This is a genomic window from Exiguobacterium sp. s6 (assembly GCF_018618155.1).
Classification (GTDB): domain Bacteria; phylum Bacillota; class Bacilli; order Exiguobacteriales; family Exiguobacteriaceae; genus Exiguobacterium; species Exiguobacterium mexicanum_A.
On the sequence record NZ_JACSLN010000004.1, the window covers coordinates 95,583 to 118,229 of the forward strand.

A 22,647-nucleotide genomic window follows, 5' to 3' on the forward strand; every position below is an offset into this window, starting at 1 on the left:
ATATGTTAAGGAGGATAATGATGAATCGGAAAGTATGGATCATTTCAGGTCCGGCTGGTGTCGGGAAATCGACGACGGCGAGATGGCTCGCTCAAAGCATGGAGAAGAGTGCATACGTGTCGGGGGATGACATCAGTCATATGGCAGTCTCTGGTCGTGAAAGGCCTTGGGAATCAGAGCGGGCAAACGATTTGGTTTGGAAGAATATCGTCGCGTTGACTGATAATTTTCTTGAGGCGGGGTATGACGTCGTCGTGGACTGGGTCGCTTTTTGGCAAGACGTGAAGCGCTACACGGTTCACTGGATTGAACAAGGTGTCGAAGTACGCTACGTCATCTTATGGGCGGAGCAAGACGTTCACATCCAACGCGATCAGCATAGGCCGAGCGATGCGCAGATGGGGGAGCGGGTCATCATATTGCGGAACGAGTTTCTAAGCTCGGGTGCACCGGATCGTTACTATTTAGACAACACGGTCGGTGAGTTGAGCGAAACGATTCAACAGCTTCAAGAAAGCGAACAATTCGTGCTGACAGATTTGCAACAGAGTGGAGCCAGTACATGAGGATTGCGACGTTCAACCTCTGGAACAATCCGACATTATGGTCGGAGCGGATCGAGTCCATCTGTGCCACAGTGAAGATGATTGACGCCGATGTGCTGGCGTTTCAAGAAGTCAAAACGCATGTGGAAGGGGAGCAAGGCATCAGTGTGGCCGAGCAGATCGCCAACGAAACGGGCTATCCGTTTTGCGTATTTCTCGCCTATCCGGACTCACCCGATGAAGGGCTCGCTGTCTTAAGTAATATTCCGCTCGATACGAATGATGCGATTTGGCACCACGAGGTAGAAGAAGCGAACTACTGTGCGATGCGGGTGACGTTTCAAGCAGGAGGTCACGCGTTCGGATTGACGAACGTCCATCTGAATTGGAGGTCGCCGGTCATTCGGGAAGCGCAAGTGCAGGCGGTCCGCGATTGGATTGGTGAGGGAGAACGTTACGAGCTGCTATGTGGGGACTTCAATGACAATCCACAGTCGGAGATTTATCGTGATTTGACCGCAAATCGTTGGATCGATGTCGCCATATGTGATCGTGGTGGGGATGAGCCGACGCTGGATTATGGACACAATCCGTATTTGAAGCAGGATTCTTTGCAGAAACAACCAACACGCTACGATTGGATGTTATTGCGTCACGACGAAGGGAACGTCCCGCTCATCTCGAGCGTGGACGTGTTTGGGAAGACTCCTGTCACGAATGCTGGAGTGTTGCCGAGTGATCATTATGGGGTCCTACTCGACCTCGACACAATTTAAAAACGGGGGAGCGCTTGAGCGCTGCCCCGTTTTCATTTGAACGTTCGGATGATGAAGTAGAGGCAGATGAGGAACGGAATCAAGAAGAAACTCCCAATCCACTCGCCTTGTCCGAATAGAAGCCAAGCGAAGAGCTGAAACGATAAGACACCGCCGGCAGCAAGTCCGGCAAAGCGATACGCTTTCGGACGAAGCGACGGGTCGTCCCACCATTCTTTAAAGAACGGGAAGCTGAACAAGAGTGCGAGCGCCAAGAAAAAGGCGGCTGGAAACACGAGAAAATCGCCAAGTTCACTCTGTCCTTCAATTTGCAGCCATTTGGATGCGGTTGATAAGATGATGCCGATGACGAGAAAGACGATATTCATGGCCATTCCTCCACTTCATCTAATAGATACCTTTATCATGCCCGAACGAGGTCGATGGGACAAGCCTGTAAAAGAAGTGGCTTTTTAGTGAAAGTGGTGACTTTTGCATGAACAGTAAAAAAGTATTGAAGCGCGTTGTGACAAAATCGCTATTCGTTTACATCTAGAACCGCTAGCATGAAAGGGTATCTGGAGAAACGGCCAGCTATGAAGGAAAAGCGCCAGAACTCTGCGGAGTTGACGAGGTGGGGGTAATCGATGTTTCGGCGGATGCCTCCTAGTCGTCTGTCACGACTACAAGTGTTCTTTTAAAACGTTCGGGTGACCGGACGGACAACGAGGAACACGTTGACAGCACTCAAAAAAGCCCGTTTCCTTTTTCGAGAAATCGAATCGATAAGGAGAATTGTTATGTGTGGAATTGTAGGAATGATTGGTCAAGTCGGAACGAAAGAGATTTTATTAAAAGGGTTGGAGAAGCTCGAGTATCGAGGCTACGACTCAGCCGGAATCGCGCTCGTCGGTGATGATGTCCATGTGTTCAAAGAAGTCGGCCGCATCGCCGCACTTCGTGACATCGTACCGGTCGAAGCGGAAGGCGCCATCGGGATTGGCCATACACGATGGGCGACACACGGCGTGCCGAGCGTCCCGAACGCCCACCCGCACCAGAGCACGACGGGCCGCTTCACGCTCGTCCACAACGGTGTCATCGAGAACGATGAACAGATCAAGGCGACGCTCGACGTGCCGTTTCTCTCGGAGACGGACACGGAAGTTATCGTCCAGTTGATGGAGAAGAACTTCGTCGTGCTAAATGACGTCGAGTCGGCGTTCCGCAAGACGTTGGCTGAGCTCCACGGCTCGTACGCGATCGCGATGATCGACTCGGAGGACAAAGAACGCCTCTATATCGGCAAGAACAAGTCACCGCTCCTCGTCGGACTCGGCGACGGCACGTTCAACGTCGTGGCGTCTGACGCGATGGCGATGCTCCAAGTGACGGACCAGTACCTCGAGCTCCACGACGGCGAGATCGTCATCTTGACGCGCGAATCGGCGACGATCAAGACACTCGACGGCGACGTCCTCGAACGTGCCCCGTACACGGCCGAGATCGATGCGTCAGACATCGAGAAAGGCACGTACGCGCACTACATGTTGAAAGAGATGGACGAGCAACCGGCCGTCATCCGCAACATCATCCAGCACTACCAGAACGACGCCGGTGACATCGAGCTCACGGAAGGCGTGCGCTCGCTCGTCTCGGAAGCGGACCGCATCTATATCGTCGCCTGTGGCACGAGTTATAACGCTGGGCTCGTCGGAAAAGACATCCTTGAGCGAATTGCCGGCATCCCGACCGAGGTCCACGTCTCGTCAGAGTTTGGCTACAATATGCCGCTCTTAAGTTCACGTCCGCTCTTCGTCTTCTTGTCACAGTCTGGAGAGACGGCCGACAGCCGGGCCGTCCTCGTCGAAGTGAAGAAGCGCGGCTACAAGGCACTCACGATGACGAACGTGCCAGGATCGACGCTCTCGCGTGAAGCGAACGAAACGATGCTCCTCCACGCCGGCCCGGAAATTGCGGTCGCGTCGACGAAAGCGTACACGGCCCAAATCGCCGTGCTCGCGATTCTCGCCTACGACATCGCTCGCGCGAACGGGAAAGAGTTGCCGTTCGAGTTGATGCCGGAACTCGCGCGTGTCGCGACGATCATGGACTCGATCATGTCGCAAAAAGAACTGTTTGAAGATTTGTCGGACCGTTACTTGAAGACGACGCCGAACACGTTCTTCATCGGACGCGGACTCGATGCATCGGTCTGTCTCGAAGGCGCGCTCAAAGTAAAAGAGATCTCGTATATCCAAGCGGAAGGGTATCCGGGTGGCGAACTCAAGCACGGTTCGATCGCCTTGATTGAAGATGGCACACCGGTCATCGCACTCATCTCGCAACCGAAGACGAACTTGAACATCCGCGGCAACGTCAAAGAAGTCGTCGCCCGTGGTGCGAACGCGTGTATCATCTCGATGCAAGGCGTCGAGCATGAGAACGATGAGTTCATCTTGCCGCACGTCGAACCGATTCTCACCCCGCTCATCACGGTGTTACCAGTTCAACTCATGGCGTATTATGCCGCGCTCGCACGTGGCTGTGACGTCGATAAGCCGCGTAACTTGGCGAAATCGGTGACGGTTGAATAAATGTATGATTGTAAAAGCACCGTTTTTTTAAGTGAACATAATGTTGTTTAAAATTATTGGCTTCGCCATTTAACAAACCATCTATACTATAGAATAAATGTAGACCAAGTAATGTTTCAGTTGAGTCGGAACATTACTTGGTCGTTTTTATCTACTGAAATTCGCTGGGAACCCTTGTTTTAAGTGATTTGAACTGTAAACAGAAAAGACTGTAGATAGCTAGTTAACCTACAGCCTAAAAATATTTTTCTTTATTATGCCTTTTTATACAGTTAAAATTACATAAAAAGACTAATAATTTAATATAAGGAAGTGGAAGTATGAGAATTAATGAATTTATAGCTAGTTTTGAAAATCATCCAGTACTTTTCGTAGGGACGGGTATGAGTCTAAGATACTTAGAAAATGCATTTACTTGGGATGGACTACTTTCATATATTTCTAATGAATTAAAAGGTAATGATGAGTTTTATTATGATTTAAAATATAAATATCAGATTGATGGTGAGTATGATTATCCTAGAATTGCAGGGGAGCTTGAAGTTGAATTTCATTCAATTTTACAAAATGACCGAAACGGTAAATTTAAATATATAAACGATATCTTTTATGAAAATATGTCTAAAGATATTAACATAAGTCGATTTAAAATTTTCATTACAGAGCTACTTAAAAGTTATTCTGTAAAGGAAGATAAAAAAGCTGAAGTGGCTGAATTACAAAAGGTAAGAAAAAATATTGGGTCTATCATTACAACTAACTATGACACGTTCATTGAAGATGTATTTGAATTTAAGTCTTTAATTGGTAATGAAATCTTATTAAGTAACCCGTATGGTTCATCTTATAAAATACATGGGTGTATACAGCATCCCGATAAGATAATAATTACAGAACTTGACTATACAAATTTTGAAGATAAATATGAGTTAATTAGAGCACAATTACTCTCTTTGTTTATTCACAATCCTATTATCTTTTTAGGTTATAATTTAGGGGATAAAAACATAAAAAGCATCCTTAAAACAATATTCACTTATGTAGATCCCTCTTCAGAAACAGCCGAAAAAATTAGAAGTAATTTTCTTTTGGTGGAATATGATGAGAACTCTGAAAACTTAGAAGTGGTTGAACACGATATTGATATAGACGGAATGTCTACTATTAGAATTAATAAAATTAAGACTGATAATTTTAGTGAAATATACAAGCACTTAGGAACACTAAGTCTCCCCGTATCTGCTATGGATATCAGAAAAGTCCAAAATGTAGTTAAAGAAATATATGCTGGTGGGAATATTAAAGTAAGTATCACTGAAGATATAGAAAGCCTGAAAAATGGAGAAAAAGTATTAGCCATTGGTTCAACAAAAACTATAAAGTATGAATACCATACTGCCGAAGAGATGATGATTAATTATTTTAGACTAATTGAAGAATCAAATCATCAATTACTGAAATTGATTGAGAAACACAGAATACAAAAAAATCAGTTCTTCCCTATATTTGGCTTCTATCAGGTTCAACCAGACATTTCAAATTTTGAAAAGCTAAAGGACATACAGCTAATAAAAATAGATACATTAAAGAGTGTCAATGATTTAGCAACAAACCACTTTAGCATAGAAGGAATTAATAATGATGAAAATGTCTCTGCATCTAGAAAAACTATCGCTATAGTAAAAGGCATTCTTTCTGGAAGGATACAGTTAGAGGAGGCTGAAAAATATTTAAAAGAGTATCCTGATAAGCGGAAGACGGATTATAAAAAACTTCTATGCGTATATGACTATAAAAAATATTATCAGCACTAACTTTCAAATGAAAATTAGATAATTAATCAAGCTAAAAACAACGCAGTATTCAATAATTCGCCGAAAATGTTGAATAAAGTGTAGATTTTAAAATTACTTTATCGTTAAATTTTTGCACAAGAAAGGTTTAAATATTAAAATTCAAACAAGCATACCCTCGTTCTTACTTAGAACGGGGGTATGCTTGTTTGATGGTTCTTATATCAAATGACCTACCTGTTATTTTATACTTTCATCTGTCAGGTGCTTTTTACTGCTTGCCGATATCTTTGCCAACAAGCAAAATAGTAGGTGAAGTAAGCGGTTGCATCGTATGGTTAGATAAAGATAAGCGATGAAAGAAGGTCTGACATGAACGTATATATTGCCTGTCCATGCGGGTTCGTCACGAGCGCGATGGCGGCGAAGCTGTTTGCTGAAGCGTGTTCGGGAAAATTATCGTGTGTGATTCAACACGGCACGTATCAAGACATCCCGGAAGACGTGGATTGGATTATCTATCAAGCCGGGACTGAGACGGTCAATCATCCGACCGCGCACGTTCGCTCGGTCAGACACATGTTATCGCTCACGGAATATCGACAACTCGTCGAGGAATGGGTGAATGGATATGAAACATGAGTGGAGCGCCCGGGAGCGCTCGATTTTACTACATCTATTGGCAACGGAGACCTCGACACCGCTCGCGGAGATCGCGCAAGCAGTCAATTTGTCTGAGCGGACGATTCAACGGGAGCGTCAACTGCTCGAGGGCATCTTGCGTGAGTTCGAGTTAGAACTCGCTTGGCAGCGCGGGCACGGCCTCAGTCTCATCGGTCGTTCCGATGCGAAGCAACAGTTGCGCGAAGACTTGATTTTGTCGGCCGAGGCGATTCCGACGGCGGAGGACCGCATCTTCGAACTCGCCTGGCGGCTTCTGTTTGAAAAAGACACGCTCAAGCTGCAGGCGGTCGCGAAACAGATGCACGTCTCCCCGAGCACGCTCACACAAGACTTGGAGAAACTCGATCGTTGGTTCGATGAGTACCACCTCGAAGTCGAACGGAAGAAAGGGGTCGGGGCCAGAGTGCTCGGCCTCGAAGCCGAGAAGCGGAAGCTGATGATCAATGCGCTGCTCGCTCATTGGGACACGCTCGCGTTCTATCGCTTCGTCCGCGGGGAAGATGACTACATCCCGACCTTTTTGAAGACCGTCCCGTGTGACGTCATGCTCGAGGCGCTTCGTGACGGTTATGACTATTTGAAGGAACATCCGTATGAGCGGATGGACGATCGGACCATCATGCGGGTGACGTTCGCCTATGGCGTGCAACAAGCCCGTCTGGACGCCGGCTTCTTCCTCGAGATGTATACGAAAGGCCGCTCCGACGAGTACTTGAAAGTCGCGTCTGATATGGAGACGGCCCTCGGGACGCCGTTCTCGATGGCGGAGCGGGTCTGGTTCGCTGAAGAAGCGAACCGGCTCCGGTCGTTGAAGGAACAGATGAAAGAAGATGAGGAAGAACGTTGGGTCATGCAGATCCGCGTCCATAAGCTCATCCATCACGTTTCACTGATCCACGGATTCGCCTTCACGGACGACGCCGCGCTCGAAAAAGGACTGCTGGCCCATATCTTATCGAGTATGAACACCCACGCCCTTCCGGATACGGACACGGTCCGTCCGCACATCGACCGTGACTATCCACATTTACGCTCGGCGATTCAACAGGCGGCCGATATCGTCTTCGGGACAAACACGTTCACGGAAGAGGAGACGGTGTTTTGGGCGATGCATTTCGCCGCCGCGCTCGTCAAACCGGTCCGGCGCCGGGAATATCGAGCCCTTGTCGTCTGTTCGGCCGGTCTCGGCTCCTCGAAGATGCTCGTCAACCGGGTCAAACAAGAGTTTCCAGAGATGCAGGACGTCGTCAACTCGTCGTTGTTCGGTCTCGAACAGCATCGACTCGACGACTATGACGTCATCTTGTCGACCGTGCCGTTGCCGCCGCTATCAGTGCCGACGCTCATCGTCAACCCGCTGTTGACGAACGAAGAAGTGCAACGCGTCCGCCACTTGCTGTTATCGCTCCCACAGTCGTTCCAAACGAAAGAGAAGAGCCACTCGACGATGCTCGACTTCAATGAACTCGGTGCCCTCGTCGAGACGTTCGAACGGATGGACCGGCAGTTCGATCTCGTCACGCTCGATAATAGCGACCGACTTGAAGACATCTTGCTCGATATCGGGACGCATCTAGAAGAACGCGGACTTGTCCAAAGCGGCATCCAGTTATCGGCCCAACTGCTCCGGCGTCACGAAGTGGCCGGGCTCGGGATTCCGGGAACGAAACTGGCCTTGTTCCATGGGCGTCACGCCTCGATCGAACGGGCGAGCGTATTCGCTTTCGACTTGAATCAATCGATCCCGCTCCTCATGATGGACCAATCGACCGAACCGGTATCGCGTCTGCTCGTCCTGCTCGCACCGGAAGAGGCAGCGGACGTCGAACTCCAGTTCCTCAGTGCCGTCAGCGGATCATTGATTGAGAGCGAACAACATATGAACTTATACAGTAACGGTTCAAAGAAAGAACTGCGTCTCTTGCTTCATGAATGTATGAAGAAAATGATTCAAGACACGCTGCACGAGAAATGACCCGCCGTGGTCATTTTTTTATTTGGCACAGAATGTTGCCAAAGTGTGAACTGGATTGAATTGAGAAAGCGCTTACGCTGAGACTACAATACGAGTGTAGAGCACAAACCGGTTAGCTACACTACAACAATCTACCTTTCACAATAATCGACTGGAGGTTTTATACATGGCGAATGCGCAAACTGGCTCGGGCGGGGTTCGAGTCAAAGTACAACGGTTCGGGAGTTTCCTGAGCGGAATGGTCATGCCAAACATCGGCGCCTTCATCGCCTGGGGGATCATCACCGCCCTCTTCATTCCAACGGGCTGGTGGCCGAATGAAAAATTAGCAGAACTCGTCGGTCCGACAATCACGTATCTGTTACCGCTCTTAATCGGGTTCACCGGCGGTAAGTTAATTCATGACGTACGAGGCGGAGTCGTCGGGGTACTCGCCACGATGGGGGTCATCGTCGGGACGGACATTCCGATGTTCCTCGGTGCGATGATCATGGGTCCACTCGGTGGATATGTCATTAAACAGTTTGACCGTCTCATCGAAGGTAAAGTCAAAGCTGGATTTGAAATGCTCGTCAACAACTTCTCGGTCGGTATCATCGGTGGTCTTCTCATGATCGGTGGCTTCGAAGTGTTCGGGCCAATCATGAGCGGCCTCGATAAAGTCATGGCGGCCGGTGTCGACTGGATTGTCGGCGCGAAATTGTTACCGATCGCAAGTTTGTTCATCGAACCGGCGAAAATCTTGTTCTTGAACAACGCAATCAACCACGGGATTTTGAGCCCGCTCGGTGTCGACCAAGTGGCAGACGCCGGGAAGTCAGTCTTGTTCTTACTTGAAGCAAACCCAGGACCAGGTCTTGGCTTACTGCTCGCTTACATGGTGTTCGCCAAAGGCGCGGCTAAACGTACAGCACCAGGAGCTGCCATCATTCACTTCCTCGGTGGGATTCACGAGATTTACTTCCCATACGTCTTGATGAAACCGATTTTGATTCTTGCGATGATCGCCGGGGGCGCTACAGGCGTCTTCACATTCGTCTTATTCGATGTCGGTCTCGTCGCACCAGCGTCACCAGGTAGTATCTTCGCGATTCTCGCGATGGCGTCACGCGGTTCTTACGTTGGATTGATTGCGGGGATTCTCTTGTCCGCAGCGGTCACGTTCGCTGTGGCGAGCGTCATCTTGAAATCAAGCGCAGCTGAAGAAGTGTCACTCGAAGAAGCGACACAAAACGTCAGCGCGATGAAAGGCAAGCAGTCGTATGCGTCGGCTCTCGTCCACGACCGTCTCGATAAAGTCGATCACATCATCTTCGCTTGCGACGCCGGGATGGGTTCAAGTGCCATGGGCGCCTCGGTACTTCGCAACAAAGTGAACAAAGCGAACTTGCCAATCAAAGTCACGAACACGTCAATCAGTCAGTTGCCGAAAGACGCTCAATTCATCATCACCCATGAGGATTTGACGGACCGGGCCGAGGCACAAGTGCCGGATGCGATTCACCGTTCGGTCACGAACTTTTTGAACGCAGACTACTACGATCAATTGATTGAAGAAATCAAAGCAGAACGCAGCAAAATCTCATAACACAACAGACAGAGACAAAGGCTTAAGGTATAGGAGGAACTAAAATGCCATTCATTCAGACAGAGATGATTCGACTCAACCAATCGTTCAACACGTCGGCCGAAGCGATCGACGCAGCCGGTGAAGTGTTAGAAGCAGCCGGATGCGTGTCTCCGGCTTACGTCCAAGCGATGCATGCACGTCAAGCGCTATCAAGCGTTTATATCGGGAACCAAGTCGCGATTCCGCACGGGACTGAGGAAGCGAAATCCGCCGTTCAAAAGACGGGGATTTCCATCCTTCAAGTGCCGGCCGGCGTCGATTTCGGTGGCCAGACGGCGAAACTCGTCATCGGGATTGCCGGTGTGGATGATGAACATTTGGAACTCCTGTCCCAAATCGCAGTCATCTGTTCAGATGAGGATAACGTCGAGCGTCTTGTACAGGCGAAGACGAAAGAAGAGATTTTGTCGTTATTCATGGAAGAGGTGGCGTAATGAAAGCCGTACATTTTGGGGCAGGGAACATCGGACGTGGGTTTATCGGATTGTTGCTCAATCAGAGCGGCTACGAGGTCACGTTCGTCGATATCAATGATACCGTCATCCAGGCGTTAGAAGACAAACGGTTCTATGAAGTCGGATTTGCCGAAGAAGGCGTCGACAACGTCGTCGTCGATCGGGTCCGCGGCGTCAACAGTTTGACCGACCCGGAACGCGTCATCGCCCTCATCGCCGAGGCCGATCTCGTCACGACCGCCGTCGGACCGACGCTGCTACAGAGAGTCGCGCCCCTCATCAGCGAAGGGCTTCGTGACCGCGAGACGTCGGCACCGGTTTATGTGATTGCTTGCGAGAACATGATCGGTGGTAGCGCATCACTTCATCAAGCGATCGAAGCGTCAGGTGGTACCGGGACGGCCAATGCCTCGTTCCCGAATGCGGCCGTCGACCGGATTGTTCCGCTGCAGCAACACGCAGACCCGCTATTCGTCGAGGTCGAGACATTCTACGAATGGGTCATCGAGACGAAAGGATTGGCCGAGCGGCCCCCGCTTCAAGGTGTGACGTGGGTCGACGAGATTGGGCCATACATCGAGCGGAAGCTGTTCACGGTCAATACCGGTCACGCCATCGCGTCGTACATCGGTTCCTTGTTCGGGAAAGCGACAATCGACGAAGCGCTGAAAGACCGCCGTGTCCGTCAAGTCGTACAAGGTGCCTTGTATGAGACTGGTTGGCTCCTCCTCGAGAAGTACGGGTTCGAGGCGAAAGAACATAGCCAATACATTCAAAAGATCATCAAGCGGTTCGAGAATCCGAAGTTGAAAGATGAAGTCTCACGCGTCGCCCGCTCACCGATCCGCAAGCTCGGACCGAGTGACCGGCTCGTCAAACCGGCCCGCGAACTCATCGACAACGGCATCGAACCGAACGAATTGGCCTACGGGATCGCGGCTGCCTTAACCTATTACAACCCTGAGGATTCAGAATCTTCTGAACTTTATGTGTCCATCGAAGAAGATGGCATCGTCTCGACGGTGGAAAAATATCTTCAATTGCATGAGGACGATACGCTGACGAAGCTGATCCTCGAACAATATCACTTGATTCGCGAACAAGAAAAAGCGCAAGTCTCGTAAATCGAATCTCCTATGCCCGAGCGGCATGGGAGATTTTTCGCATACAAAAAGACTGCAGCGCAGGGCTGCAGTCTCCTCAAGCTCGGGTCTTCCCGAACTCAATATAAGTGGTGACCGATTTGACGTGCTTCACGACGTCCTTCTCACGAAGGGGACGACTGAAGTAATAACCTTGAACGTAATCACACTGTTCGTTCAGCAACCATTCGAGTTGATCTGACGTCTCGACGCCTTCCATGAGCACTTTCATATTAAGGTTATGGCCGAGCTGGATCATCGAACGGACGATGGCTTCCTGGTTCCGGTCGGTGAACAAGTTGACGATGAACGACCGGTCAATTTTCAACACTTGGACCGGGAGCTCCCGCAATTGACGGAACGACGAGTAGCCGGTCCCGAAATCGTCGAGCGAGATCAAGATGCCGAACTGATGGAGCTGGGCAAGTTTCTCCCGTGTCGACGCCTCGTATGACAGCATCGACGACTCCGTCACTTCCAATTCGAGGAACATCGGGTCCATCCCGGTCTCATCCAAGATGGCTTTGAGTGACTCGACGAAATCTTCACGTGCGAATTGGAGCGGCGAGACGTTGACCGAAAGGGTGAATGGTTTCACACCAGACTTCTTCCAGCGCACCCAGGCTCGGCAAGACTCACGCATGACCCAACTGCCAATCGGATGGATGAGGCCCGTGTTTTCTGCGATTGGAATGAAGTCGGTCGGTGACACGTGACCGAGCTCGCGGTTGTTCCAACGAAGCAGCGCCTCAACGCCTTCGAGCCGGTTTTGCGTCAGCGACACTTTCGGTTGATACACGAGTGTGAACTCGTTCCGGTCGAGCGCGTGCGTGAGCGCCTTCTCGATCTCGACGGTACGAAGGATTTGGTGCTTCGACTCGTCTTCGAACTCTTTAATTTGATTCTTTCCGGTCCGTTTCGATTCGTGGACGGCGAGGCGGGCGTATTGAACGAGCTCCTCGGCCGATGTCGTGTCTTTCGGATAATGGCTAACTCCGGCACTCATCGTCAGTTCGACGGTCGTGCCGTCGATATCGAACGGCTGAGAGATGGCTTTGATGCATTTCTCTGCCTTCTGTTTGGCAAGCGTGCTCCGCTTGTCGAACAACAAGATGATGAACTCGGATGACCCGACGCGTGTCAATATGTCGTCCGGGTGAATCGTCACTTGCAGACGTTCGGCGATTTGCATCGTCAATTCATCCGAACCATGATGACCGAGCATATCGCTCAAGAACCGCCAACGATCGATGTCGATGTAGAGACAAGCGACCGGGTCCTCGATTTGAATATGTTCGGCGAGAATACGTTCGAGCTTGTGCCGGTTCGGCAAATCCGTGAGCGTGTCGTGATACGCCATATGTTCGACGAGACGCTGTGAGGCGATTGTTTCTGAGACGTCACGGAGGAACCAAAGCATCTGGTCCATCGTTTCGCCTTTGAGTGGGTAACTCGTCACTTCGATCGTTCGGTCATCGATGTCGACGCGCCGTGGTTCATAAAACGGTTGATTGATTGTGAGCGACGGATGATAGTCTTGGAAAAAAGCATCTTCCTCGATTTCGTCAAACAAGCGATAGAACGCCGTGTTCGCATATTGGATCATTCCATCTTTCGTCGTCGTGACGACGGCATCCGTCGTCGACTCAAGAATCGTCGCTTGAATGAACTCTCGTTTGCGAAGGTGACGATCGAGCGTGAGCGACAGGAAGAAAATGGCGAACAAAATCACTGTGATTGCCGTGACGAGCCATGCGAGTAACGACGGTTCAATCGCATTGGCGAACGGAGAATCCATCTCGACGAACGTGAACGACGCGGCTAGCATCCCGACGAAGTGCATGCCGAAGATGGCGATGCCCATCAGCAACGAGAAGAATACTTTCAATTCGAGATCGATCTTTTGCTTGGCGTACTTCGAGAAGAAACCAATCCAGAGAGCGACGAGCGAGGCGCCAATCGCAATCAGAATCGATAACGCCGCAAGCCATGGATTATACGAAGTCACTACACCTTGCAGGGCAGCCATGCCGACATAATGCATGCTCGCGATACTGCCGCCCATCACAACCCCGGCACCGATCAAAGCGGGGCGGGTCGTGCGACGCGAGACAATCAAGAAGCCGAAAATACAGCCGGCCATGGCGATGATGACGGAAAATAGGACGAGCGGGATCGAATACGTGACCGGTCGCAACGCCTCATGCGCGAGCATGGCGATAAAATGCATCGACCAGATCCCGAGCCCGAGCGTCGCACCTCCAGCTAAGATCCACACGTTTTGGACGGAACGGTTCGCTGAATTGACACGCCGTGCCAGCTCGATGGCGGCGTATGCAGAAACGGCGGCGATAATATAAGACAGAATCACAAGAAAAACATTATGACTCATCGAGTGTTCGACTACTGGTTCCATGTGTACCTCGCTAAGGAATGTATTTTTTATAGTAATTCTAATTATACCCCGCAAAACAAAAGCCCACCTATCATTTTGCTTCACTTGTTGAAAATATTTTTTGCGTGAAATAGGGAAGCCAGGCAGAAAGCGGGTAAACTACGTGTAGAAGGAGGGGGACGCGTTGATTCCGACCAAAAAAGAAATCATTCTGTTTCTCCTCATCGCGTTCGGGTTCTCATGGCTGGCGTGGTGGGGGCTGTATATGTGGACCGGATTACCGATCCAGGTGATTGTCGTGATTGGGGCATTCGGTCCAAGCCTGGCGGGGAGCTATATGGCGTTCCGAGAGAATGGCTGGTTAGGAGTGAAGACGCTTTGGAAGCGAGGGTTTGAGTGGAAGATGTCCGTTCGCTATTACGCGTTCGGCCTCTTGTTCCTGCCTATGTTGTTCTTGATTGCTTATTGGTGGTCTGATGCCGATAGCGCGTCGTTACTGGAACGTCCATGGCTCGTTGTTCCTTATTTCCTCTACATGTTGTTCCTTGGGGGAACAATCCAAGAAGAGTACGGTTGGCGCGGATATTTGCTTGATGCGTTTCAACTGAAAGTCACGCCCGTCAAGGCGAGCCTGTTCGTCGGCGTCATCTGGTCGGGTTGGCATATTCCGCTCTTCTTCATGGAGGGGACGGGGCAGTCATTGATCCCGTTTTGGGCGTATGGTTCGGCGATTCTGGCGTTCACGTTTATCATTTCGTGGCTCTATAACGTCACGACGATGAACTTATGGTCCGTGTTCCTATTGCACACGATGTTCAACGTCTCGTTCACGCTCGTTCCGTTAATTGAGCCAGGCGCGTTCCCGATTGGATTTCTTCACTTGACGCTGTTACTCCTTACGACCGCGATCATCCTCGTCTGGCAGACACACGGTCATCTCGGTTATGATCACCTCGAGCAACTCGAAGCGGTCGAAGGATCGCATCAAGCGAACGTTACACCCCATCAGGACGCGGGTAAAGACTAGCACGTACAATTCAGGACTAGAGGGAAGTGGAGACATTGAACTTTCGCCCGCTTGACCGCGAAGACGTCAAACCGCTCCAACGACTGTTCATGGAGAGTCTGAGTGACTTGATTCGGCGAGAACAGTTCGAGGATGCCGATCTATTGGATGAAGAAGTAGAGCGATTGAACACGACCGTTCAGGACAGTTTCGAGGACGAGTCCGTTCAAATTTTCGTTGTCGTAAAAGACGACGTCATCGTGGGCACAGCGGCGATTTTACCTCCCAATGACATCATTACTGCCCATATCGACGTCGAACCGAACACGCCAGAAGTCGGTTGCATGTATGTGTCGCCTACGTCCCAACGTCAAGGGGTAGGTCACTTCTTGATTGAGAACATCAAACGACAATTGTCAGCGAACGGACAGACGGCGTTTTACTTGGATGCTGGCTTCCCGACGTCTCAAGCCTATTGGGAAAAGCGGCTCGGGCCGCCGACGTTGACGCTTGACCATTACTGGGGACCTGGCGCACCGCATAAGATTTGGCGTTGCACGACTACAGAAAAAGAGACCTGATTCGCATATGCGGTCAGGTCTCTTGCTTATTTATAAGTGCTCATGAATTGATGAATCCCAGAAGCGGTGGCGTCTGCCATCCGTTGCCGGTAAGTGGTGCTCGTCAAATGCGAGCGGTCGTTCGCGTTGCTGATGAACCCGTATTCGACGAGTGTCGAAGGGACGCTGTTCTTTCCGACGACGTAAACGTTTTGATACTTCACGCCACGGTTACGGATTGTCGGGATACGGGCACCGAGTTCACGGTTGATGGCCGCTCCTAGACTCCGGCTAGCCGAGATGTATGGGTTCGTCGTATAGCTTTCTCCGGTCGGCACGAGTACTTCATGACCGTGGTAAGACGTATTCATCGAAGAGTTGTTGTGAATGCTGACAAAGGCGCTGCCTTTATACGACTTCGTCAATTCGACGCGTTGTGCGAGCGACAAGTAGACATCGTTCGTGCGTGTCATCCGTGCGTTATAGCCATATGTATTCGAGAGCGTACTCGCGAGACGTGCGGCAATATCGAACGCAATCACTTTTTCGTAAGATGAGCCGTAGACAGCTCCAGGATCGTTTCCACCGTGTCCGGCATCAATCACAATCGTACGTCCCGTACCCGTGGACGTCGTCGGTGTCGTCGTCGTTGAAACCTTTACGTATTGGGAAGACACATATCCAGTCTTGCCACCGTAGCTGACTTTGTACCAGGAACCATAAGTGCCGAGATGAGTGACAGCTTTGCCGCTTGGGATTGTCACGAGAACGGTAGCGGATGTAGAGGCGCTCTGGCGTAGGTTCAGGTTGACGGTAGTCGTGTAGGTTTTTGTGGAACTAGTCGTTGTCGTGCTAGTCGTTGAAACCTTTACGTACTGGGAAGAAACGTATCCAGTCTTGCCACCGTAGCTGACTTTGTACCAAGAACCGTAAGTACCGAGATAAGTGACAGCTTTGCCGCTTGGGATTGTCACGAGAATTGTAGCAGATGTGGATGCGCTCTTACGTAAGTTCAGGTTAGCAGTGGTAGTATATGTTGAGGCAGCTTCGACTTGGCCTATTTCGAAGTACTGTGATGTCAAATCAGATGGAATGGCAACCAGTCCTCCTAAAACGATAGACGAGCTAAGTAATAGTTTAAGATTCCAAGATGGTTTCGATATGTTCAAACAATATCCGCTCCTTTAATTGAGAATATGAAATGAAATTTTTTATCATGTCTCCGTTATTATATAAGGAAACAAGAAAAAAATGGAGGTTAATATGTAAATTGCTTTACTTTTTTTGAAATTTATAAAAAAAGTAAAGTAGAAATGAAAAAGAGACGCTAGTAGGCGTCTCTTTTTCAGATTAAGTAAGGCGAGGGAAGTCATCTACAAAGTTGGGAGCAGGGGCTTCCACTTTTGTCAATCTTGGCATCTCATCATAAAAACTTTGAACTGGAGCCTCGATTTTAGTTAAACGCGGCATATCATCGACTAAGGGTTTAACCGAACTTCCCAGCAAAAGGACAGCAGCCATCACAAATAACAAACCAGTAACTTTTTTCATGCTAGATCCCTCCAAATATAGTAGTGTGTATAAAATGATATTACTTGTAAATTGTAAAAATTACAATAAATAGTCAGAGGCGGGAGTGTCTAGTAAGCTGTAAATTGTTTCGGATTGTTGATAAATTCGGGATTCGAGATTACCTATATAGTTGCTCGGGATATCTGGAGCATGTAAAGTGATCTTATTTGACTCCTCTGTGCTAGATGAACATAGAACGGGAACATGGGCCTCTTGACTCAACAAAGTACTACAAAGAGGTGTAAATTTATCTTCAAATAGTTGGAGCGGCTCAGGTTTCCAACAAATTGAAGTCTCGGGAAGGATATACAAAATATGCCCTTCTCGTAATAATTTGAGACAGTGATGGAAAACGCTTTGGAAATCACGTTCTACATTAATATACTCGATGTCGTCAGCGTGTTTCTCGTAGACGGTTTTTGAACTGCGTTTTAAAATAGAAAGAGAAAGTTCAGGCCCTACAATGTATAGCTTTTTGTAAGAACGGTTCTCTCTGAGAACTTTACAAATCAGCTTAGGCAAGGTTTGATAGTAGTCAATTTGAAATGCATTTAGAATAAAAGCCTTCGGAGATTGCAACATTTGGGTTAAGTGCTCTAGTCCATCAAATTGACTATAATCAGTTGAAGCATAGCCTGCAGTAAAAACAGGTGTTGACTTAGACTGGAAATAAATTTTAGGTTTAAGATAATCTTCTGCAAGCAAAAAGTTCAATTTACCCATCTGTCTTATTCACCTCCAAAATGAAATTTTTTTAAATGTGGTAAAACTGAATAGATGTACCTATGAAAAAAGTGAAAGCATTACTTCTGTAGTTAAATTTTATCATGTAAGTTGTATCTATTGGACTGCTTATGGTTGGGAAAATGGAGCGGTTTTTGTATCGAATTATTGATTATTTTAATCGGATTTTCCTGATTATCACTAAAAATCTATTGGATGTCATTAAAAACCACTTCAAAATAGGACGAAGGAGCTACTGCTTGATATGGAAAATAACTACGGTAATCTAATTAAAGTAGAACGGATGCGTCGAAACATGAAGCAGTCTGTTTTAGCACGAGGTATATGCTCAATTTCTTATTTAAGTAAGATTGAAAACAATCAAACTTCGCCTAGTGAAGAGGTTCTCGAACTTATATTCGAGAGGCTTTCTTTAGATGTTCCTTTGTACTTTGATTTGAGCGAACAGGTCGAAAAAATAAAAGTAGAGATTCGTGAGTTGTTAAAAGACGCTATTTTATCACGCCAAGAAGAAAATCAGTTGAGAAAAGTTAAAAAATATATTTCTAATCCCGTTGTAAATCAATCAAAAGAATTATACATCACTTTAATGGTAACGTTGGCGCGCTTTGGAATGATGCCAGGTGGGGACGCCCGATATATTACCGAAATCGGATGGATTGAAGATCAATTAAGTGATGAAGATAAAGTGAGATATATGTTAATGAAGAGTCTACATTTGTTTCAATCAACTGATAGAGAAGAAGCGTTGGAATTGTTAGAAGAAATTAACGATAAACTATCTAAAACTCATCTGCCAGAATGGGAAATGGCTGATATGCGCTATATTATGGGAGGACTATATTACAAGTCTACGGATTATTTACAAGCTATTGAGAACGTAAGACTAGCGCTCAGTTATTTTCAAGAACACTTTTGCGTGGAAAGGATTATAGAGTGTCATCTTATTATCGGTTTAGCACTTAAACGAAGAAAAAGATATACGGATTCTTTAACTCATTATGAGAAAGCGACTAGAATTGCCAGCGCTACAGAGTTAAAGAGTTACAATGGGATGCTCTATAATAACATGGGTGATATCTATTTTTTGATTGGGGATCAAGACAAAGCTCTTCAATACTTTTTGAAAAGTATTGATTATAAAATTGATGTCAAAAGTAAACTGTATAGCGTAATGTCTTTAATTGAGGTCAATTCTGATCGGGGAGACACTGCAGGAGTGGTGGAGTGGCTGTGTAAAGGCTATGAACTAATGGGGGAACGTGAAGATTTGGAGGAATTTATTTACCATTTTAATGTTTATGACCATTGTTATCGAGAATATGATCAATTGAATCTATTAAATAGTTTAAAGAGGGCTGTAAAATATTTTGAATCTTCTGATGAATTTTACACAAACAAATACGCACTTTGGTTAGCACGTGAGCTACGTGAAAATGGGAAGTATAAACTATCCACTGAATACTATGAAAAATCCATTGCGATTATGTCTCGATGGGATTAACGCCTCTCGAGGCGTTCTTTTTTTGCACAAAAAAAGAGACGCCCGAATCGTCTCTTGCCGTTTTATGGAGTGGTGAAATAATGAATCGTCCAAATCGGTTCGTTCATCAACGCTTCATCTTCCACATGGCCCATCTGCACTTGTTGGAGCAAGTGAATGATGTGCTTTTGTAAATTGGCGTCGTGTGAGCCGCTCGTCAAAATCCCATCTTCACTCGCGATGATATAAAATCCACCCAATCGCAACGGAATATGATTTCTTACAATCGACACGGCAGTCTGAAGTTCAGCTTGCCCGCCCTGCAGTGGCACGTTTATATCAAAACGGCCCCATTGTTTAAAGTCGCCTACTTCTGAAAACGGTGGGTCGCGATGATCCAACTCCATGACCTCCAATCTTGTCTGTCTCTTCCTTACTAGTATAGCTCTTTTTTTAAATTTTACCTGCAAGAATAATGGGAAGGGTGTAGTGACGTCGCCTCAGGTTCTCGGTGTTACTCTTTTTCTAGATTATGCCAAAACATTCCTGCAAAAAAGAGAAGCAATAATATAAAAAACACGACCGGAATGAATCCGGCCGCGCTCATTGATGAATCGCCTCTTTTGACGTCGGGAGCTCACAAATAAAGGTGCTACCTTCACCGTAGATCGATTCGACATGTAAATGTCCGTCGTGCGCTTTGGCGATCTCTTTACAGATGGCGAGACCGAGGCCCGTTCCGCCGATTTTCCGGCGGTCCGAGTTGTCGACTCGGTAAAACTTCCCGAACAAGTTCGGCAAGGCGGAAGAAGGGATCCCCATCCCGTTATCCCGGACTTTCATGACGACTTGTCCTTCGAGTCGTTCCAACGAGACGAGCACGTTGCCGCCTTCAGGTGAGTACTTGATGGCGTTACTGAGCAAGTTACCGAGCAACTGCCGCATTCCTTCTAAGTCAGCTTCGATTTTGAAGTCTTGTCCGACGTCGGCATCGAGATGTAAATGATGCGAGTCGGTCGTTTCTTGATAGAAGCTGATGCTGTCACGAGCAAGTTCGAGAAGGTCGACCGTTTCCCATTCGAACGTCTGTTTCCCGGCCTCCATCTTTTGCAGGTCGAGGAAGTCGTTTACCAAGTAGGAGAGACGCTTCGCTTCGTCATGGATGGTCTTCAAATACAATTCGCGACGGTTTTCTTTCAAGTCGCGCTCGAGCATCAATTCTGTAAACCCATAAATGGAAGATAACGGAGTTCGTAATTCGTGAGACACCGTCGAGACGAGCTCCGACTTCATTCGGTCGATCTCGGTCTCGGCCGTCACATCACGCAACACGAGCATCGTGCCGTGTATCTTCCCATCCCGGTAAATGCTCTCGGCGTATACTTGGAGGAAGCAATCACCTTGGTCAAGGGAAATCGAGAGGCCATCTTCCGGTGGTTCTTGGTCGAACACACGCTCGACGTAACTGATGAAGAGGTCTTGTTGGTCGACCCGTTCGGCGAACTGTTCGATATCGATCGACAAGGTCGTCAGTTCCTCATAACCCGCGTACTCGAATTGGAGCTCATCGAACATGCGGATAAAGGCGCGGTTGCCGACAATCGTGTCTTCCTCATAATTGAAGTAGAGGATGGCTTCGCGCACTGAGTTGATCAGTTGCGCCGTCTCTTTCCGGTCTTGTTGCATTTGGCGATACAGTCGGGTCCGCAATAGCGAGATAGCCAACTGATTCGCAAATGCGTTCAGTTCCGACGTTTCACTCGCGTCGAACGGCTCGTCATAACATGCCAAGTACAAGCAACCGATCATCGTCCCATCTGACGGGTCTTTCACGGGGATGACCGTCTCGTGGATGTAATACGGATAACCGTGAATCTGATCGGCCACTTTCTTCGATGTCGCTTCTAGCGATTTCGAGATCATGACGCGTTTTAACAAGAGCGACTGCACCTTTAAATCTTCTTGTTGTTCTGTCGTCATCCCTTTTGGTACGACGGATGTGATTTCATCGTCTTTGATTAGGAGGACCGCCCCGAACTCAGCCTCGGTCAACCAGACGATCTTTTCGATGACAGCAGAGTAGTCTAATAACGACTCCTTTGAAGCGAGTACTTCGATCAGTTCGTTACGATACTTCAATTTTGTCTCGTTTTGTTTAGACGCCTCGAGCACCGACTGCATCTTTTGTTGCTTCGCATGCATTTTCTCATTTTGTCCGACCATTCGTTTAATCAATGGACGGCCGATTAATAAAATAGCAGTGATAAACATGACTAACCCGGTCATCCAAATCCAACGTAACGTCAAAAGTTCGTTTGGCGAGACGTTATCATCCCGAACAAACCAAGCCGCGATTGCCGTTAAAAAGAGACTGACGATACAGACCCCATACAGGATGCCGAGTATTTGACGACTGTTCAATTGTTCAATCCACTTGCCCATAATACGCTCTACTTCCTTCCTTAACTAAAACCATCTCCAATTCAATCGTCATAACCGAAATATACAAAAAGAAAAATCAGATGAACACCGAACTGCTCAAGCGATGTGCCATCAGATGATTGTCTGTTTAATTGTCATATCTAGACGGATATACCCCGTATTTCATCATCCTACACATTCCGATGTGCTCACGTTTGACACGTCCGCTGTGAACGGGATAGTTTGAACCTATAGTCGAATCCAAAGGAGTGCTATCGTATGCTATCGATTGAACCTTCAGCTTTAACCAAACGTGACGCGTATAAATTTTTGATTGGAAGTGTCGTACCGCGCCCGATCGCATTTGTGACGACGCGAAACGGAGAGACGATTAATGCCGCTCCGTTCAGTTATTTCAATATCGTCGCTTCCGAACCACCACTTCTCTCGGTGTCGGTTCAACGGAAGGACGGTGTCATGAAAGACACGGCTCGTAACGCTGTCGCGACCGAAGAACTCGTCATCCATATCGTAGACGAAACGAATGTGACCCTCGTCAATGAGACGGCAGCCAATCTAGGACCCGAGGAAAGCGAACTCGAGCGGACGGCCTTCACCATCGTGCCTAGCGACGTCGTGAAGACACCGGGTGTGAAAGAAGCCAAAATCCGGATGGAGTGTAAACTTCATCATCACATTCCAATCGAACACGATGGCGTCGTGACAGCGGACTTGTTGATCGCTCGCGTCGTCCGTTTTCACATCGAGCCAGCGCTTTATCATGCTGGACGCATCGATGCGGAACAACTGGCGCCGGTCAGTCGTCTCGCCGGCAACTTTTATGCGACCCTCGGGGACACTTTTGAAATCGAACGACCAAAATAAACGTC

At 48.1% G+C, this 22,647-nt stretch carries 20 protein-coding genes and 1 pseudogene; 13 read left to right on the top strand and 8 right to left on the bottom strand.

The features are described from left to right. Nucleotides 1-20: 20 nt before the first annotated feature. Together KNP75_RS14340 and KNP75_RS14345 are read left to right on the top strand one after the other, a co-directional pair. On the top strand, nucleotides 21-566 hold the full coding sequence (locus KNP75_RS14340) for a P-loop nucleotide/nucleoside kinase family protein (protein WP_215190722.1): 546 nt from the start codon (nucleotides 21-23) through the stop codon (nucleotides 564-566). Continuing rightward, entirely contained in the window at nucleotides 563-1,321 is a 759-nt protein-coding gene (locus KNP75_RS14345; RefSeq protein ID WP_215190723.1) for an endonuclease/exonuclease/phosphatase family protein, read from the top strand. Before KNP75_RS14340 ends, KNP75_RS14345 begins: the two co-directional genes overlap by 4 nt. A gap of 32 nt (nucleotides 1,322-1,353) precedes the next feature. Here KNP75_RS14345 and KNP75_RS14350 read toward each other — a convergent pair whose 3' ends face one another. Beyond that, a complete protein-coding gene (locus KNP75_RS14350; RefSeq protein ID WP_034781578.1) occupies nucleotides 1,354-1,689 on the bottom strand; it encodes a hypothetical protein in 336 nt (111 codons plus the stop codon). A gap of 411 nt (nucleotides 1,690-2,100) precedes the next feature. Here KNP75_RS14350 and glmS point away from each other — a divergent pair, with 411 nt between their 5' ends. From glmS to KNP75_RS14385, 7 genes are all read left to right on the top strand, one after another. Next, nucleotides 2,101-3,897: a glutamine--fructose-6-phosphate transaminase (isomerizing) gene (glmS, locus tag KNP75_RS14355; protein ID WP_215190724.1), complete on the top strand. Its 1,797-nt coding sequence runs from the start codon at nucleotides 2,101-2,103 to the stop codon at nucleotides 3,895-3,897. Nucleotides 3,898-4,217: 320 nt separating this feature from the next. After that, nucleotides 4,218-5,711 (top strand): SIR2 family protein, encoded by a 1,494-nt coding sequence (locus KNP75_RS14360; RefSeq protein ID WP_215190725.1) that lies wholly within the window; start codon nucleotides 4,218-4,220, stop codon nucleotides 5,709-5,711. 351 nt (nucleotides 5,712-6,062) lie between these two features. After that, complete coding sequence (locus KNP75_RS14365) at nucleotides 6,063-6,332, top strand: PTS sugar transporter subunit IIB (RefSeq protein WP_215190726.1); 270 nt, start codon at nucleotides 6,063-6,065, stop codon at nucleotides 6,330-6,332. Continuing rightward, a complete protein-coding gene (locus tag KNP75_RS14370; protein WP_215190727.1) occupies nucleotides 6,322-8,349 on the top strand; it encodes a BglG family transcription antiterminator in 2,028 nt (675 codons plus the stop codon). Before KNP75_RS14365 ends, KNP75_RS14370 begins: the two co-directional genes overlap by 11 nt. Before the next feature lie 166 nt (nucleotides 8,350-8,515). Next, a complete protein-coding gene (locus KNP75_RS14375) occupies nucleotides 8,516-9,937 on the top strand; it encodes a PTS mannitol transporter subunit IIBC (RefSeq protein WP_215190728.1) in 1,422 nt (473 codons plus the stop codon). Between the two features lie 44 nt (nucleotides 9,938-9,981). Then, nucleotides 9,982-10,413, top strand: a complete 432-nt coding sequence (locus tag KNP75_RS14380; RefSeq protein WP_052090290.1) for a PTS mannitol transporter subunit IIA — start codon at nucleotides 9,982-9,984, stop codon at nucleotides 10,411-10,413. After that, a complete protein-coding gene (locus KNP75_RS14385; RefSeq protein WP_215190729.1) occupies nucleotides 10,413-11,558 on the top strand; it encodes a mannitol-1-phosphate 5-dehydrogenase in 1,146 nt (381 codons plus the stop codon). The genes KNP75_RS14380 and KNP75_RS14385 overlap by 1 nt, the downstream gene beginning before the upstream one ends. 76 nt (nucleotides 11,559-11,634) lie before the next feature. On the opposite strand, the gene KNP75_RS14390 is transcribed toward KNP75_RS14385, so the two are convergent. Continuing rightward, nucleotides 11,635-13,992, bottom strand: coding sequence for a bifunctional diguanylate cyclase/phosphodiesterase (locus KNP75_RS14390; RefSeq protein WP_251128376.1), 2,358 nt, complete (start codon nucleotides 13,990-13,992; stop codon nucleotides 11,635-11,637). 163 nt (nucleotides 13,993-14,155) lie between these two features. Between KNP75_RS14390 and KNP75_RS14395 the strand changes: the two genes are divergently transcribed. Together KNP75_RS14395 and KNP75_RS14400 are read left to right on the top strand one after the other, a co-directional pair. Beyond that, the gene (locus tag KNP75_RS14395) at nucleotides 14,156-14,998 is read left to right on the top strand and encodes a CPBP family intramembrane glutamic endopeptidase (RefSeq protein WP_215190730.1); all 843 of its coding nucleotides are present in this window, start codon (nucleotides 14,156-14,158) and stop codon (nucleotides 14,996-14,998) included. Between the two features lie 35 nt (nucleotides 14,999-15,033). Beyond that, on the top strand, nucleotides 15,034-15,558 hold the full coding sequence (locus KNP75_RS14400; RefSeq protein ID WP_214824529.1) for a GNAT family N-acetyltransferase: 525 nt from the start codon (nucleotides 15,034-15,036) through the stop codon (nucleotides 15,556-15,558). Between the two features lie 26 nt (nucleotides 15,559-15,584). On the opposite strand, the gene KNP75_RS15870 is transcribed toward KNP75_RS14400, so the two are convergent. The 4 genes and pseudogenes from KNP75_RS15870 to KNP75_RS14415 form a co-directional block, all read right to left on the bottom strand. After that, nucleotides 15,585-16,142, bottom strand: a complete 558-nt coding sequence (locus KNP75_RS15870; RefSeq protein WP_353049040.1) for an N-acetylmuramoyl-L-alanine amidase family protein — start codon at nucleotides 16,140-16,142, stop codon at nucleotides 15,585-15,587. A gap of 63 nt (nucleotides 16,143-16,205) precedes the next feature. Then, a pseudogene (locus KNP75_RS15875) lies at nucleotides 16,206-16,706 on the bottom strand (SH3 domain-containing protein); the annotation flags it as partial. A gap of 181 nt (nucleotides 16,707-16,887) precedes the next feature. After that, entirely contained in the window at nucleotides 16,888-17,088 is a 201-nt protein-coding gene (locus tag KNP75_RS14410; protein WP_215190732.1) for a hypothetical protein, read from the bottom strand. 60 nt (nucleotides 17,089-17,148) lie between these two features. Then, on the bottom strand, nucleotides 17,149-17,832 hold the full coding sequence (locus tag KNP75_RS14415; protein WP_215190733.1) for a hypothetical protein: 684 nt from the start codon (nucleotides 17,830-17,832) through the stop codon (nucleotides 17,149-17,151). 265 nt (nucleotides 17,833-18,097) lie between these two features. Between KNP75_RS14415 and KNP75_RS14420 the strand changes: the two genes are divergently transcribed. Further along, nucleotides 18,098-19,357, top strand: coding sequence for a tetratricopeptide repeat protein (locus KNP75_RS14420; RefSeq protein WP_215190734.1), 1,260 nt, complete (start codon nucleotides 18,098-18,100; stop codon nucleotides 19,355-19,357). A 62-nt stretch (nucleotides 19,358-19,419) separates the two neighbouring features. Here the strand turns inward: KNP75_RS14420 and KNP75_RS14425 are convergent, their stop codons facing one another. Together KNP75_RS14425 and KNP75_RS14430 are read right to left on the bottom strand one after the other, a co-directional pair. Then, nucleotides 19,420-19,737 (bottom strand): hypothetical protein, encoded by a 318-nt coding sequence (locus KNP75_RS14425; RefSeq protein ID WP_131490827.1) that lies wholly within the window; start codon nucleotides 19,735-19,737, stop codon nucleotides 19,420-19,422. A gap of 202 nt (nucleotides 19,738-19,939) precedes the next feature. After that, nucleotides 19,940-21,778: an ATP-binding protein gene (locus tag KNP75_RS14430; RefSeq protein WP_251128377.1), complete on the bottom strand. Its 1,839-nt coding sequence runs from the start codon at nucleotides 21,776-21,778 to the stop codon at nucleotides 19,940-19,942. Between the two features lie 258 nt (nucleotides 21,779-22,036). Here KNP75_RS14430 and KNP75_RS14435 point away from each other — a divergent pair, with 258 nt between their 5' ends. Beyond that, nucleotides 22,037-22,642 carry a flavin reductase family protein gene (locus tag KNP75_RS14435; RefSeq protein ID WP_215190735.1) on the top strand — a complete coding sequence of 202 codons (606 nt, stop codon included), beginning with the start codon at nucleotides 22,037-22,039 and terminating at the stop codon, nucleotides 22,640-22,642. Nucleotides 22,643-22,647 lie beyond the last annotated feature (5 nt).

Coding starts and splice junctions, on each gene's coding strand:
- KNP75_RS14340 (WP_215190722.1), top strand. CDS start 21: ATGAATCGGAAAGTATGGATCATTTCAGGTCCGGCTGGTGTCGGGAAA.
- KNP75_RS14345 (WP_215190723.1), top strand. CDS start 563: ATGAGGATTGCGACGTTCAACCTCTGGAACAATCCGACATTATGGTCG.
- KNP75_RS14350 (WP_034781578.1), bottom strand. CDS start 1,689: ATGAATATCGTCTTTCTCGTCATCGGCATCATCTTATCAACCGCATCC.
- glmS (WP_215190724.1), top strand. CDS start 2,101: ATGTGTGGAATTGTAGGAATGATTGGTCAAGTCGGAACGAAAGAGATT.
- KNP75_RS14360 (WP_215190725.1), top strand. CDS start 4,218: ATGAGAATTAATGAATTTATAGCTAGTTTTGAAAATCATCCAGTACTT.
- KNP75_RS14365 (WP_215190726.1), top strand. CDS start 6,063: ATGAACGTATATATTGCCTGTCCATGCGGGTTCGTCACGAGCGCGATG.
- KNP75_RS14370 (WP_215190727.1), top strand. CDS start 6,322: ATGAAACATGAGTGGAGCGCCCGGGAGCGCTCGATTTTACTACATCTA.
- KNP75_RS14375 (WP_215190728.1), top strand. CDS start 8,516: ATGGCGAATGCGCAAACTGGCTCGGGCGGGGTTCGAGTCAAAGTACAA.
- KNP75_RS14380 (WP_052090290.1), top strand. CDS start 9,982: ATGCCATTCATTCAGACAGAGATGATTCGACTCAACCAATCGTTCAAC.
- KNP75_RS14385 (WP_215190729.1), top strand. CDS start 10,413: ATGAAAGCCGTACATTTTGGGGCAGGGAACATCGGACGTGGGTTTATC.
- KNP75_RS14390 (WP_251128376.1), bottom strand. CDS start 13,992: ATGGAACCAGTAGTCGAACACTCGATGAGTCATAATGTTTTTCTTGTG.
- KNP75_RS14410 (WP_215190732.1), bottom strand. CDS start 17,088: ATGAAAAAAGTTACTGGTTTGTTATTTGTGATGGCTGCTGTCCTTTTG.
- KNP75_RS14415 (WP_215190733.1), bottom strand. CDS start 17,832: ATGGGTAAATTGAACTTTTTGCTTGCAGAAGATTATCTTAAACCTAAA.
- KNP75_RS14420 (WP_215190734.1), top strand. CDS start 18,098: ATGGAAAATAACTACGGTAATCTAATTAAAGTAGAACGGATGCGTCGA.
- KNP75_RS14430 (WP_251128377.1), bottom strand. CDS start 21,778: ATGGGCAAGTGGATTGAACAATTGAACAGTCGTCAAATACTCGGCATC.
- KNP75_RS14435 (WP_215190735.1), top strand. CDS start 22,037: ATGCTATCGATTGAACCTTCAGCTTTAACCAAACGTGACGCGTATAAA.